The 14654-nt window shown below is 68.6% G+C and carries 7 protein-coding genes and 2 pseudogenes; 5 read left to right on the forward strand and 4 right to left on the reverse strand.

The window, feature by feature from the left end; genetic code table 11:
- Positions 1 to 493 precede the first annotated feature (493 nt).
- Genes ACZ60B_RS39125 through ACZ60B_RS39140 form a run of 4 tightly spaced genes read left to right on the forward strand, consistent with a single transcriptional unit; the run spans position 494 to position 8815 of the window.
- The gene (locus ACZ60B_RS39125; protein WP_469395909.1) at positions 494 to 2050 is read left to right on the forward strand and encodes a TIGR02677 family protein; all 1557 of its coding nucleotides are present in this window, start codon (positions 494 to 496) and stop codon (positions 2048 to 2050) included.
- Entirely contained in the window at positions 2047 to 3360 is a 1314-nt protein-coding gene (locus ACZ60B_RS39130) for a TIGR02678 family protein (RefSeq protein WP_469395911.1), read from the forward strand. The genes ACZ60B_RS39125 and ACZ60B_RS39130 overlap by 4 nt, the downstream gene beginning before the upstream one ends.
- Positions 3357 to 7514, forward strand: a complete 4158-nt coding sequence (locus ACZ60B_RS39135; RefSeq protein WP_469395915.1) for a TIGR02680 family protein — start codon at positions 3357 to 3359, stop codon at positions 7512 to 7514. The genes ACZ60B_RS39130 and ACZ60B_RS39135 overlap by 4 nt, the downstream gene beginning before the upstream one ends.
- Positions 7511 to 8815, forward strand: coding sequence for a TIGR02679 family protein (locus ACZ60B_RS39140; RefSeq protein WP_469395917.1), 1305 nt, complete (start codon positions 7511 to 7513; stop codon positions 8813 to 8815). The genes ACZ60B_RS39135 and ACZ60B_RS39140 overlap by 4 nt, the downstream gene beginning before the upstream one ends.
- Before the next feature lie 41 nt (positions 8816 to 8856).
- Here ACZ60B_RS39140 and ACZ60B_RS39145 read toward each other — a convergent pair.
- The 3 genes and pseudogenes from ACZ60B_RS39145 to ACZ60B_RS39155 form a co-directional block, all read right to left on the reverse strand.
- Positions 8857 to 9091 (reverse strand): annotated as a pseudogene (locus ACZ60B_RS39145) (transposase); the annotation flags it as partial.
- Between the two features lie 1811 nt (positions 9092 to 10902).
- The gene (locus ACZ60B_RS39150; RefSeq protein WP_469395919.1) at positions 10903 to 11421 is read right to left on the reverse strand and encodes a hypothetical protein; all 519 of its coding nucleotides are present in this window, start codon (positions 11419 to 11421) and stop codon (positions 10903 to 10905) included.
- Positions 11422 to 11664: 243 nt separating this feature from the next.
- Entirely contained in the window at positions 11665 to 11916 is a 252-nt protein-coding gene (locus ACZ60B_RS39155; protein WP_469395921.1) for a hypothetical protein, read from the reverse strand.
- Between the two features lie 138 nt (positions 11917 to 12054).
- On the opposite strand from ACZ60B_RS39155, the gene ACZ60B_RS39160 reads away from it, so the two are divergent.
- A complete protein-coding gene (locus tag ACZ60B_RS39160) occupies positions 12055 to 13638 on the forward strand; it encodes an NACHT domain-containing protein (protein WP_469395923.1) in 1584 nt (527 codons plus the stop codon).
- 349 nt (positions 13639 to 13987) lie between these two features.
- On the opposite strand, the pseudogene ACZ60B_RS39165 reads toward ACZ60B_RS39160, so the two are convergent.
- Positions 13988 to 14599 (reverse strand): annotated as a pseudogene (locus ACZ60B_RS39165) (ISAzo13-like element transposase-related protein); the annotation flags it as partial.
- Between the last annotated feature and the right edge of the window lie 55 nt (positions 14600 to 14654).

Consider the following 14654-nt stretch of genomic DNA (forward strand, 5'->3'; position numbering starts at 1 on the left):
TGCCTGCAGGCTAGACGTATCGACGGCGCGTCACAAGCGATTTGCTTCAGCACGGCGCGGGTTCATCGATGGCATGGGTTCACGCGAAGGTCGCAGCTTGCCGGGCGATGCCTTGTTGTAGCCCTGCTCCAGCTGCGGGAAGCCTTGCTCGCTGCAGGGGATGTGCACACACACCGGCTGGGCCAGGACGATCTGAGACCGAGTCGGCAGCGGGCTGGCTTCGGCCGTACTTGTGGACGGCGCACCCACGCCTAGGGATGGGAAAGTGCATGCCGTCCTGGTGGGGCGACCAACGCTGCGTTAGACCGTGGCAGACGAGGTGTCAACGCGGTCATAAGGACGGTGCACTCCACTCGGTCAGAAGCCGCTGGGACTGTCCTTTCGGTCGAACTCTCCGTATAGCCTCAAAACGAGATCACGGAGTGGCCGTCGGTACACCACTGCAGCGGACGTGATCTTGTAGGGGTGGCGGTGAAGGAGAGGACGTAGGGGCATGCGCAGGGTTCCGCCGGAGATGTTCCGGTTCACCACGGGGGAGAAGGCAGACCTCAATGGGGCCGTCCTCGAGGCGTTCGGTGTGGCCGGCGAGTACTTGGAGACCACGCTGGGGCTTGATGGCGTACGCGAGCGGCTGCGTGCGGTGGGCTGGATCGCGGACCTCGAGGACGAGGAGCTGCACGACACCTTGAAACGGCTGGTGGGGTGGGGGCTCCTCGATGTGGTGCACAACCATGCTGAGAACTACCGTACGGCCGAGGAGTATGAGCGGCGTAACTTGTCCTACTCGCTGACCCGCCGGGGCGAGGCCGCACTGGCCGGGCTGCGGCACGCTTTGGAGGTGCTGGCCTCGACGGGGGCGCTGCAGACCGCGGTGCTGGAGGCGATCATCGATCGGCTCGACGAGCTGACCGTGTTGTCTGGTGAAACCGCCGCGGCCGACCGCCGCATCTTCACTACCTTGCGGGAGCTGGAGGGCCATCTTGAGGCCCTGGTGGAGAACACCAAGGCGTTCAACGGTCAGTTGCAGCGGCTCCTGCGCGCCGAGGGCGTGGACCTGGACGTATTTCGTGAAGTCAAGGCCGCCACCGTCGCCTACCTCCAGGAGTTCTTGGTCAATCTCGACCGGCGCGGCGAGATGGTTGCCGCCGCCGTGGCGCGTGTGGAAGGGCGGGGCATCGCGGTGCTGCGCGAGCGGGCCCTGCGGGGCGCGGAGCTACCACCGGTGCCGGGGGAGGACCCCGCGGCTGGCTGGCTGGAGAGCCGGCGGGCACGCTGGACCGGCCTGCGGGCCTGGTTCCTGCCCGATGACGGGGCGCGCCCCCGGATTGAGCAGCTGCACGACATCGCCCGGCGCGCCATCGTCTCGCTCCTGCAGGTCCTGGAGCGCATCAATGAGTCCCGGCGCCGGTCCTCCAGCGCTGTACAGGACTTTCGGGAACTGGCGCGCTGGTTCGCTGCCGCTGGTGAGGAGGATGATCTGCATCGACTGTGGTCGACGGCCTTCGGCCTCGGCCCGGCACGTCACGCCCACCTCGCCCACCTCGACCCGGAGCTGATCCCCTCGTCCCATTCTTGGCGCGAGGCGCCTGCGGTGGAGGTGTCGGCGTTGCTGCGGACCAGTGGACGCACCGAACGCTTCACCCGCACCGGCAAGGTGAGAGACGTTGCGGCGGTGCGGTCCGAGCGTGCCGCGCGGGCACGTGCGCAGCGGGCGCAACTTGCGCGCGCGTGGCAGGCGCTGGCAACGGACGGCCCCGTGCGGCTGTCCTCCTTCGGCGCCCTGGACCCGGCAGTCTTCGACCACCTGCTAGACCTGTTGGGCCGGGCCCTGGCCGCCCCGGCGGACGCGGGTGGTCTGCGACGGGCTATGGCCGGGGATGGCCAGGTGGAGGTCACGCTGGCGCCGCCGCCCGACTCGCGCACCGCCGTCTTGCACACCACGAAGGGGACGCTGGCGGGCCCAGACTACGTGGTTCACATCCTGGCCGCGGGCGGAGCGCCTGCTTTTGTGGCAGTTGGCGTCGCCACGGGGCAGGAGGCGGCTGGATGAGCACGCTCGCCAACCAACTGGCCTCCGCGGAGCGCGAAGAGGTCGCCCGTGCCATCCGTCTTCTTCTGGCCCGTCCGCTGCTCACTGAAGCTGCCGACCCGACCGGATTTGAACTGGTGCGACGTCGTCGTGACCCGCTGGCTCGTTGGTTCGACTACACGTGCGGCTGGAGTTTGGTCGTGGAGTCCCGCCGTGGGTATGCCCGCCTCGCCAAGATCCGCGCGAGCCCTGATGGTTCCCGCCCGGCGCGCAGGGCACGGTCGGGCCGAGCGCCGTTCGACCGCCGGCGCTACGTCTTGTTCTGCATCACCGCAGCCGAGTTGCTGTCGATGCCGATGACGACGATCGGTATGCTCGCCGACCGCGTTGTTCAGGCCACAGCGGCAGACAGAGCCCTGCCGGCGTTCGACCCGGTCCACCGCCCAGAGCGCATGGCGTTTGTCGACGTCCTGAAGCTGCTGGAGTCGTACGAAGTGCTGCGCGTCGTGGATGGCACGACCGAGGCCTACGTCGATTCTGCGGAGGCGAAGGTGCTCTACCGGGTGGACAGCACGCTGCTGATGCGGCTGCCGGCCGCGCCTGTCGGCGCCTCCCGCCTCGCCGTGCCCCCGCAGGAGGTGCCTGCGCGGTTTGAGGACCTCCTGACCGGCCTGGTCCAGGAGCGCCGTTACGGCGGCGCGGTAGGCGAGGGGGCGGCCCATGAGGTGTCCGGCGAGAGCGCTGCCACGGACGCTCAACGCAACCTGAAGCTGCGCCACTCGGTGCTGCGTCGGCTCTTCGATGACCCCGTGCTGTATCGGGCTGATCTCACCGAAGACGAGCTCGCGTATGTCACTTCCCTGACTGGCCGTCAGATCCTGCGCCGTTCGGTGGAACAGGCTGGGTTCCTCCTGGAAGAACGGGCCGAGGGTTTTCTTCTCGTCGATCCGGATGGCATTGCCACCGACGTCCGTTTTCCTGACGACACCTCCACCGTCCGTGTCGCAGCGTTGCTCCTGCTCGAACCGCTGTGTGCAACGCCCGCGGGGATGCTGCCCGAGCAACTGGCCGAGGCCGGAGCCGATCAGTTGCGCCGCTTCCCGGGCTGGGCCAAGGCGTATCAGTCCGAGGACGGTCCGGCACGCCTGGCCGACGACGCTCTGCGCGTTTTGCTCGATGTCGGCTTGGCCGGCAGAGCTGGGGACCGCGTCTTCGCACAACCGGCCGCATACCGCTACCGCTTGACGCAGACCACGAGCCCGAGCCCGAAGAACGATCCGCAAGGCACTACCGCTTTTAGGGGCGTTGCCGCGCAAGGAGACACGCAGTGAACGTGAGCACGCTTCCCCTGCAGCGACAGCCCGAGGAGAGCACCGAACTGCCCCCCGCCCCAGCGTCGGACGCCGCTCGAAGCCGCTGGCAGCCCCACCGTGCGGGCATCCTCAACGTCTGGCGCTACTACGACGAAACTTTCACCTTCCACCAAGGGCGCCTGCTGTTGCGCGGCCAAAACGGTTCCGGCAAGTCCAAGGCTTTGGAACTGCTACTCCCTTTCCTTTTCGACGCCAGCCTGCGTCCCAACCGCCTCTCCACGTTCGGCGGCTCGGAACGAACCATGCACTGGAACATGCTGGGCGCGGGAGCCACCGGCAAGACGCGCGTGGGGTATGTGTGGATGGAGTTTCGCCGCGTCGACGACGACGGCATCGAACAGTGGTTCAGCTGCGGTGCTCGCCTGCACGCGAGCGTGCACACCAGCACGGCACATGCTGAGTACTTCACCACCGGCTCTCGGATTGCTCACCACGACGGCGTTTCCCTCGTCAACGAGGCGGGGCAGCCGCTGTCCAAGGCCGCTCTTGCCGAAGCGCTACGCGACGAAGGCGAGGTGTACCCGTCAGCCACCGACTACCGCAACGCTGTCCGACGCGCCCTGTTCGCCGGCATGACGGAGCAGCGCTACGAATCGCTGCTGTCCGCGCTGCTCCAGCTGCGCCAGCCCAAGCTGTCCGAACGACTCGACCCGTCCTTGCTGTCCACCCTGCTGTCGCGCGCTTTGCCCCCGCTGGGGGAGGCAGAGATCACCGAACTGGCCGAGGGCTTTGAGCGTCTGGACCGCCAGCGTGAGCATCTCGACCGGCTCGATGGCGAAGTAGCGGCGGCTGAGAGCGTCGCATCCCGCCAGCGCGCCTACGCCCGCCGGGTCCTGCGCGCAGGCGCGGCCGGACTTATCTCCGCGACGACCGACATGGACGACCTCACCCGGGCCGCCCGCCAGAGCGCCGAGGAACTCAACGAGGCACTCACGCAACGCGAAGCAACCCAAATCCTGCGCGACGAACAGGAGCTGCAAGCGCACGCCCTGGAAGAGACCGTCGAGGGGCTGCAGGAAAGCGACGCCTACCAAAAGGGGATGGAACTCGACCGACTTCGCCGCGACACCGCAGACCTGGTGGCAGCCGCCAAGCAGCGGCATGTCATCGCTGAGTCCGCCGGGACTGAAGCGGAGACGGACCAAAAGCTCGCCGACGAGATTGCGGGGCATGCCCGCGCCCTCGATGAGCACGCGCGTGAAGCCGCAGACGAAGCGCATCGAGCGGCCCGGGCCTCGGGCATGCAATCCGTCCACCACGAGGTGGGGGCGATTCTCGATACGGAACTGGCGCCACCCTTCAGCGCCGGCCCAGCAAACGGGACAGGCAGAGGACGACCCGAAAATATCGCGGCCCCTCCTCGCATGCCGCGACAGGACTCAGCCCGCCCGGCACGCCGACTGCTGCGGGGTGCGGTCACCGTCCGACGTGAGCAGGTCACCCACATCATCGAGGCCATCGAAGGGCACGACCGCACCGTACGTGACCGGGGCACTGCCGAGGGCCTGCTGGACGAGGCACGCACCAGGCTCGCAGAAGCGATCGTCCACCGGGACGAGAGCGCTGCAGCCTGGGACGACGCCGTCGCCGGGCAGGCACAACGGCTGCTGGACTGGGCTGCACACTGTACGGAGCTGAGCATTGCTGACTCCGGCGAACTGGCAGCCAGGGCGGCAATCGAAGCGGAGGTGCGCGCCGTGGTCGATGCTGCCGCGCGACCGCTGAACCAGGAGATCACCACCGCGCGAGGCGGTGTACACGTCGCACGCCGGGCTCTGGGGGAGGAGCGGGCCAGGCTCGAGGAGGAGGTGCGTCGGCTTAACGGCGAGACCGACCTGCCACCGCCTGTTCCGCTGACGCGCACTACCGTGCGTACCCCGGCGGCGGGAGCACCCTTGTGGCGGCTGGTGGCCTTCTATGAAGGTGTGCCGGTCTCCGTCCAGGCAGCGGTAGAAGCCGCGCTGGAGGCCTCGGGTCTGTTGGATGCGTGGGTCAGCCCTGTGGATCAGATCACGCTGCCGGGTCATGACACCCGCCTCGAAGCCGTCCTGGCCGCGACTGTCCCGGGGCCCAACCTGCTCGACGTGCTGCACCCAGAACAGGACATTCCCGTCCCGGCCGAGACGGTGACCCGAATCCTTGCTGGCGTCGCGTACGGCACTACCCTGCCCAGCGATCATCCCGCTGCCGTCTCTGCCGCAGGAGCCTGGCGCTTGGCGCTGGCTACCGGGACCTGGAGCAAGCCGGAACCCGCCTTCATCGGTGCTCTCGCCCGCCAGCGGACTCGGCAACGCAAGGTCGCCGAACTGACCGGACGCCTGCAGGAGACGGACGCCGCCCTCGTCGCCCTCGACGACCAGCTCCACGAGCTCGACGCCCGTGCCGCCCGGCTGGATGCCGACCAAGACGCCCGGCCCAACCACGTTGAACTCGACGCCCGCCGACGGGACTGGGACCGGGCCGAGGAGGTGGTGGCCGCCCGGGACGAGGTCGTACGCGACGCGACCGCGCGCCTTGCTGGGTGCGAGAGCGGCGTGGCGGACGCCCTGCGTGTGCTGAGCCGCCGGGCAGCAGAACACGGACTGCCCACCGACCGCGACCGGTTGCGGACCCTGTCCGGCGACATCGAGCGGTTTCGTGACCTCGCCGACAGCTGGGTCGATGCCCGCCTGACAGCGGCTACCACCGCCGAGCGGGCACGCCAGAAAGCGGTGCAAGCGGACCAGTCCCGCCGCATCGCGCACGAGCGGGTTAAGGATGCAGCCGATGCTGCGGCAAAGGCCGCCGGGATGACGGCGCGCCTGCATGCGGTGGAGGCGACCGTCGGCGAGGACTACCGGCAGATCGTCGCCCGCGTCGCGCAGGCGCGCGCCGAACGGGACCGCTGCAGGGACGACGCCCGACGGGCGAACGGTCTCCTCGTGGACTTGGAAGGCCGCATCGGAGAACTGAAAGCCACCAGCAGTCAGGATGCCGAGCGACGCGAGAAGGCCGTCGCGGCCCGAGACAGCGCGGCGCACCGCTTTCGGCATCTGTGCCTCGTTGGCCTGGCCGAGGACGCCGGATTCCAACCGGAACTCACCTTCGCAGACGGTACCAAGGCCACGTTGGAGGCCGCCCGCGCCACCACAGTCCAGTGGCCCAATCTTGCGCACGCACCACGCAACCTCGGCGACGCTGCGACCCGTCTCTCCGAAGCCGTCCATGAGGCTCGTGGACATCTCGGTGTCCGCGCCGACCTGGACCTGGAGCCCGACGACGACGTCCAGCTCTTCACCGCCAGCTTGGACGGCGTACGCGTCGGGGCAGCTGGCCTACTCAGCACACTCACCCAGGAACGCGACCGCAGCCGCGGCGACATCAACACCGCTGAGCGGCGTCTGTTCGACCAGATCCTCACCGGTGACATCCGCCGTCACCTTGCCGCTCGAATCCGCCGGGCCGGCGAACTCGTCGCGCACATGAACGGCCACTTGGAGCGGGTCCGAACCGCTTCAAACGTCGCAGTTCAGCTCGTCTGGGACGTCCGCCCAGACCTCCCCGACAGCACCCGCACCGCCCGCCAGCTGCTCCTGAAGGACCCCGGTCGACTCACCGAGTCCGACCGGGAGGCCCTGCACGCCTTCTTCCGCGCCCGCATCGAGGAGGCCAAGAGCAGCGACACAGCCGCGAGCTGGGAGGAGCACCTCGGCGAGGTGCTCGACTACACCGCCTGGCACAGCTTCACCGTCCGTCTCGATCGGGCGGACGGACACGGCTGGCAACCACTGACCAAGCGACTGCATGGTGCTCTGTCCGGCGGGGAGAAGGCCATCGCCCTGCACCTGCCGCTGTTCGCCGCCGTCGCCGCCCACTACGAGGACATGCCCCTCGCGCCCCGCCCGATCCTGCTCGACGAGGTCTTTGTCGGCGTCGACACCGTCAACCGAGGACAAGTCTTCGCCCTGCTCACCGCACTCGACCTCGACCTCATGATCACCTCCGACCACGAGTGGGGCACCTACCGCGAGCTGCCCGGCATCGCCGTCCATCAACTCCTCACCGACCGTGACGACGAAGCCGTCACCAGCGCACGCTTCGTCTGGAACGGCACCAGCATGGAGGCGCAATGACCACCACCAACGCCACGAGCGGCACCGAACCCGCCCCCGGCGAAGCCACCCTGCGCCGCCCTGAACTGCAGCCCCTGTGGCAGACGCTGCACGAGCGTTTCTCCACCGGCCGCCCCGTCACGCGGATACGCCTCGGACCGCTGGACGAGCCCCAACAAGAAGCCCTCGCCGACCTCCTCGGCCTCGACCGCCTGCCAGGCCCTCGCCCCTTCGTGACCCTTGCCCACGTGGAGGAAGCCGTCACCGAACTCTGCGGCCAAAGCGTCCGAGAGGCTCTCACCCTCCTTGTTGGACCGCTCGGCGATAGAGCCAGCGAGCGGCGCCGCCAAAACGACGAACGCTCAACATTGTGGGCCTGGCTGGCCGGCCACGACACGCTACGGGCGCAGCCAGTGCTTGCTGACTGGGCCGCTTCCTGCCGGACCGCAGGCCTGATCGGCGGCTCAGTGGAGCGCACCCGTGCACTACTCACCGACGGGCTCAAGGTACTCGCCGAACTCCCCAGCCAGGCTGAACCCCTGCCCGTCTTCGCCGCCCGCGTCCTCAACGGCCAAGCACACGCTCTCGACGACGGAACCCCCCTGTCCACACTCGTCCTGCGCGCGCTTGCCACCCTGTACGACACTGCTCCACCACAATCCTCAGCGCAACGACGCGCCCTGTGGAGCCGCGCCGGCGTCGCCGACGACGAGCTATCGGCCACCGTCATCGTCGCCGGACTACGCCTCGGTGGCGACGGCCTACTCACCCGAATGACCCGCCTGTGTACCGAGGCCGGCCAGGCCGCCAGCCTCACCCTCGCCCAGGTCCGCAACCCCGGCGAACTCACCTTGCCCCCCACCCTCGCCCCACATGTCATCCACGTAGTGGAAAACCCCAGCATCGTTGCCCTCGCCCTGCGCCGCTTCGGCCCCGACTGCCCACCCCTCGTCTGCACGTCCGGCTGGCCCAACAGCGCCGCGATTCAACTCCTGCGCCTCCTCGCCGACGAGGGGACCTCCCTTCGCTACCACGGCGACTTCGACGGCGAAGGCATCCGCATTGCCGCATACGTCATGGACAAGACGCAGGCGCACCCCTGGCGTATGACAGCAGCGGACTACCGAGCCGCCGTCGCCTGCAACACGCTCGGCCCTCACCCTGGACGTATCACCGAAGCGCCCTGGGACCACGAGATAGCCCAAGCCATGACGGACCACGGCATCGCCGTGGTCGAGGAGCTGGTGGCCGATACGTTGCTGGAAGACCTCGCTGCCATGGCGCGGAACGAGCCGGCTGTCCTGCGTTCGCCGGGCAACTGAGCAGGGCTCCACGGCCGTGCTGGCTGCTGCGCATGGGGGAGCCGCCACGCGGCCAGCCGCCGCCAGTACGTCCCCCGAACCGAAGTCCAGCTCCTGCGGCAGGTACTCCCGCTGGATACCGGTGTGCAGCACGAACAGGATCCCGCACAACGCCTGCCAGCCCGGGATCCGAGGCCTGCCCTCGACCAGCTTCGTTCCCGGCACGGGCAACAACGGCTCGATGAGCGACCACAGTTCATCCGAAACGATCCACGGCCGCGACTGACGTATCCCCATGACCAGACCAACGACCACCCCAGCCGAAAGTCTCATGATCAACCTCTAAGGCAGGTGGGCGCGCCGTCGGGGGATCGAGCCGAGCTGATGGCTGTTACGCGTCGGCGCCCGCCTCCGCGCAACCTGCCGCTGCACGAGCCGCAGGAGGCGTGATGGGCCATGGCCGCATGGGCGTGCTTGATCTTCACACCTCAAGAACGTGTGCGGCCGTCGTCATGTCACGGCCTGCCCAGGAGGATGGTCAGACCCGGTCCAGGGGTCGGTGCGGACTGCTGGGAATGCCCTGCTCTCGCACACCTGCAGTGCGGCGCGTGAAACACCGTCCTGGTGCTCCCGATCTGCGTAGCCAGGGGGCACCCGGCCGCTAGGCTGCCAACACAGTCCAGGGAGGTGTTGGTGTCGCAACGCGCGCGTCGTCACGGCAGCGGTGGCAGAACAGGGCAGCACTACAGCGCCACCCCGAACCTACGGTCCTACAGCACACCGCCGGCCGGACCGGTCACCGTCACCCGTGCTGACGGCACCGTGGAGACCGAGGCGCCGAAGAAGGCCGTGCGCTCTGTTCCCCAGCCCCGCCGGAAGAACAAGCGGGTTGCCGGATCGAAGCCGAGCCCCCCGCCCATGCCCACCATGAAACAGCTACTCACCGTGGACTGCCCCGCGTGCGGCCGGAAGATCGCAGAGCCCTGCACGACCCGGCAGGGCCATCGGGCCCGGGTGGAGATGTACCTGGCGGCCACGGGAAAGCGCAGCACCCCGGAGAAGGTCGCAGAGGCAGTGCAGAGGGGTGCCGAGGTACGCGAGGAGAAGGCCGCAGCGCGCCGCCGCCCGATCCCGCCGGAGGAACAGGTAAAGCGGGCCGAACAGAGGACGGCTGCCAAGGAGACCCGACGGCGAAAGGACGCCCAGGGAAACCCGGGCAGTCCCACTCAGTCCGCGAACACTCGCGCCGTATCGCCCGACCTCGTCAAGGCGCGCCGCTGCCGGCGCTGCGGCGCACCCGGGGGCGAGCCGTGCAGCGCCACGATGCGGAACGGCACTCCCGCCCTGCACTTGGAGCGCGTCCAGGACGCCCGGCGAGAATTGGCCAAGCGCAGGCACGCCTAGCGCGGTCGGCGATCTTAGAGGTCGGACGCCCGCAGGGTCGGGCTGGTCGTGAGCGCCCGACCGGCGCAGCTGATGACGCGTGTTCGATCGGCCTGGTCATCGACATGGAAGGCGATCCGCGTCAGCGGATTTGAGCGCCCGTTCTGTCTCAACTTCTTGGTGGAGCGCCGAGGTCAGGCCTACACCCATCCGAGGCTTCGGACAGGACGTGCTTGCGCCCCGCTCGCGGGCGGGGCGCAGCTACTGCATGTGCTCGGCTACTGCTGTGCTGGCCGGAGGCCTCGCCGTACGACCACGGGGAGAGTTGCGCCGATTACGGCGCAGATGGCCGTGAGCATCTGAGGGTTGAGCCACGGAGCGACAGCGATCAACACGACGACGATCACGATGACTGCCCAGGGGCGGGCGGGGAACCGCGGCCGACCGGACGGGCAGCGCAGATTCAACTGGGGCACTGAATGTTCCTTCCACACGGTGTGTTCGCATGCAGGGGTCGGCCGACGCCCAGGAACACTCTGGTGCCACAGATAGCAGTATGAAAGGTCACCTTCGCAACCGTCTACCACTTGTCGGTGGTTGATTCCGTATGGCGTAAAATTGCAGATCTATCATCAAAAAATGACTGAATAAGGGCGGATTGTTTAGAGCGCCCCCTCCAGAGCGTGTGGTTCCCGCAGACCGACCGTGTCCGTTGGCGCCCGGACTCACGTGCGTCCTGGCGGGCGCGTGGTGAGTACATAGGCGGGCCCGTCGCATCCTGGACAGTTCGTGCCGTGGGGGTGTGACCAGCTGCTGGGGCAGAGTTCCTGGACGGCGGCTTGCAGTCGTGCGGTCAGTTCGAGATCCGGCTTCTGCCGTTGGTGGAGGAATCGGCAGATGCTGCTGGGCAGCCGAAGCCTCACATAACAGGGGAACCGGTAGGCCGCTGTCGCAGCGATCTCGGCCTGAAGCACGGCTTCGCTGACCCGCTCCAGGTCATCGAGGCCGGCGGCGTGCAGGGCCGGCGCGTACGGGTGTCCGGCAGCCCGGTGGGCCTGCACCCGGGCCGCGAAGCGCTGCACCTTTTCGGCGGGTGTGAACCGGCCCGCGATGTGCGAGTGCCAGGTGGCCTCGTGCACGACCTCGGCCAGCGGGCCGACGTGTTCGGCGGACAGACCCGGCAGCGCCGTCAGCAGCTGCTGCTCGAATGCCTGGTCGGGGGTCGGCTTCAGTTTCTTCCTCACGTCCCGTGCAACGAGCCCATCTGGAAACCGTTGTACGGGACTTCCGGCCGCCCGTCCCCCGGGACCGGCGGCAGACCGTCGAGCGTTGTCCGTTCCGGTGATGAGAACGCTGCGGATGCCCTGAATCGACTCGTACAGCCGCTGCGCGGGCATGCTGCCAGCGCCGGGTCCTCGCGGGCGCCATCGAGTAGGACGGCCAGGTGCCGGCCGCGGATCCGGCCGGTGGCGGTGCGCCGCAGTCGGTCAGCCGCGCGGCACGGACGTACGGCGGGGGGTGCGGTGGGGTGGGCGGGCAGGCTCTGTGCGCCAGGCGCGGTGGGCGTCGAGGAGTGCGGCGCGCTGTTCGGGGTCGGTGTCGCGGAGAAGCATGCGCAGGGTGATCAGGTCGCGCAGTGTGCGGGCGAGGTTGGCCAGCGCGTGCTGGGGGCGGCGCAGGAGGCGCGCCACGAGGGCGAGGACGACGGGTGCGGTGATCAGGACCATGTGAAGGTTCATGGCTTGCGTTCCCCCGGAAGTCGGGCGGTGTCGGTTCGGGCAAGACCGGCCGGCCGGTCGAGTACCAGGGATAGCCTCGATGGGCGTTCACAGGGTTGAGGTGAACGAGAACGAACAGCAAGGCCGGGGGGACTGTTAATGGGGGACGACGCGAACGCAGGGCCGGGGGGTACGCAGACGGAGCTGCCCGACCGGCTCAGGGCGCTGATGGCCACTCGGAAGATAAGCCAGGCCGACCTCGCCAAGGCGGCAGACCTCTCCAAGGCGGCGGCCAGCAACATCCTCAACAGGAAGGCCGTGCCGCACGAACACACGCTCGACCAGCTTGCCAATGCCTTAGGCATCACCGGAGATGCCTTGACCAAGCTGCACGAGCTCCGGGACCGGGCCGATCCCCGCGGGCGGAGCCTGGACAGCTACCTGCATGCCGCGCGGAACGCTGCGCGGGACCACCCCTACCCGGGGGTGCTGCCGGGCACTACCCCGCCCCTCGCGGCCGTCTACCTGCGCCAGCAGGCCACCCGCCGCACCGAGGGCGAACCCGAGGCCGCGGACCGCGAGGGCGTACCCCACAGTGACGCGGGGGGAGTGCTGCCCGCCGAACAGTTCCTGGCCGACGGGCAGATGTGCCTGATCCTCGCCGGGTTGGGAGGAGGCAAGTCCAGCCTGCTGCGCACCCATCTCACCCACGCCATCGAGCAATGGCTGGCCGGCCACGGCGGCAACGCCTTACTGGTACTGATCTCGGCCGCGGAGCTGGACAGGTTCCCGCTCATCCAGGCTCTCGCCTCAGCCGTGAACGCGGACCTGCGCTCGCACGGGCTGGTGGACGAACTCCCAGCAGCGTTCTTCGCCACCCCGCCACGGCCGGGCGTGCGCTGGCTGGTGCTGGTCGACGGCCTGGACGAGATCACCGACCCCGCCGCCCGGCAGCGGGTCCTGCGCACCGTAGCCACTGTCGCCGGCGGGGAGCAGGCCGCGCTGTACCGGTTCGTTATCGCCACCCGGCCCCTGCCCGACGCGGAACTCAACCATCTCGGACCCGAGGTGCCGCGCTACGACCTTCTGCCGTTCGCCCCCGAGGACCTGCCCGCCGTCGCCAGCGGCTGGTTCCGCCAGTCGGGCCTTCCCGACCCGGACGAGGCCGCCACCCGGTTCACCCAGAGGCTGAACCGCACCCACATGACCGGCCTGGCCCGCATCCCGCTGATGCTGTCCATGGTCTGCCAACTCCACGCCGCCGCACCCGACCGGCCCCTGCCCAAGACCCGCGGCAGCATCTACGCCGCCTTCATCACGGAGCTGCACAAGCGCCAGCACGCTCCAGGCCCCGGCGGAATTCGGGCCCAGACCTGCGCAGGCCTGGAACGCTACGGCGACAGCGCCAAGAACAAAGCCGAACACACCCTCGACCACCTCGACGAACTCATCGCCCACCTCGCGGCCGAACGCCACAGCGGCAACCCCCTCCCGGCCCTCACCATCGTGGAATCCCGACCCGAAGCCGAGCGCCCCACACGCGTCCCGCCGGACGAATGGCGTACGTTTCTCAGCACCTGCCTGCGCCGCAGCGGCCTGCTGACCACCCGCGCGGGCGAGCATGTCTTCCTCCACCAGACCCTCCTGGAATACCTCGCCGCCTGCCACACCACCCGCGATCCCCGAACCCGGGCCCGCGCCCTTCACCAGGCATTCCACCTCCCCGTCAAATCCCCAGGATGACGCCTGTGGCGTAGTACCCGCTGGCCGTGGTCCCGCCGCTGGCACTGGAAAGCACCTGCCGACCTCTCCTACTCCGGATTCCTCCTCGACACCGCGCACGCTCACGACCTCTCCGCCGCCACGCCTTATCTGGCTCGCCTAGCCTCCTTCAACGGAGAAATGGAGGCAGTCTCCCTCAGATACAGACGACGACCGGAGGGCTGCTTCTTCATCGCTGCACAGGTCCAACTCGGCACGCCCATGCCCCAGGACGTCACTCACGTCGCAGCCGACATGTGTCACGACCTCGCCCGCGACGCCACCCTCACCGACTACCGGCGGATTGAGGCGGCTAAGGGTCTGCCGATCATTAACGTGTCGTCTTGATCTTGCGGTTGGGGTCATTGCCGAGGGTGGTGACTCTGGCTTGAAGGGTTGCCAGGAGGGCCGGTGGGGTGGCGGCCGGCGAGATGGTGATGCTCTGCGCTTCGAGCAGTCGCCTGATCTTCAGCAGGGCGCGGTGCATGGCGGTGCGGCTGCTGTCGAAAAGCACGGCGAGGGGTTCGGCGGCCAGGTTGACGTGCAGGTGGAGCATGGTGGCCAGAACCTGGTCGTCGAAGGTGAGCCGGGGCGGGCGGCCGCGTCGCGTGTCTCCTTGTGGGGCCAGAGCCTGGATGAGTTGCTGCAACTCGTGTGAGGTCATCTCGGTCAGTGCGGGATCGGACAGCAGCACTGGATCCCACTGCGGCGCCGGTGGCCTGCCGTTGTGGGGTGCCGGGACGGTCGGACTCGGCTGGGGATGCAGGGCATAGTTCCAGTCGCCGTGGAAGGTGTGGCGGGTCAGCGGCAGGGCTGCCATCTCGGCGTTACCGACGCTGATGCCGGTGAGGTAGGTGTTGGTGTCGAGTTCGGCCTTCACGCGTAGCCCGGTGCGGGTGGTGGTGTCTGCGTACTTGTCTGAGTGCACCACCGCGTACGAAGTTGCGTGCACCACTGCTCAGGCCACTTCGGTGTCCCGTTCGATGGCCTGGAGGCGG

It is taken from the genome of Streptomyces sp. NPDC104096 (assembly GCF_055584385.1).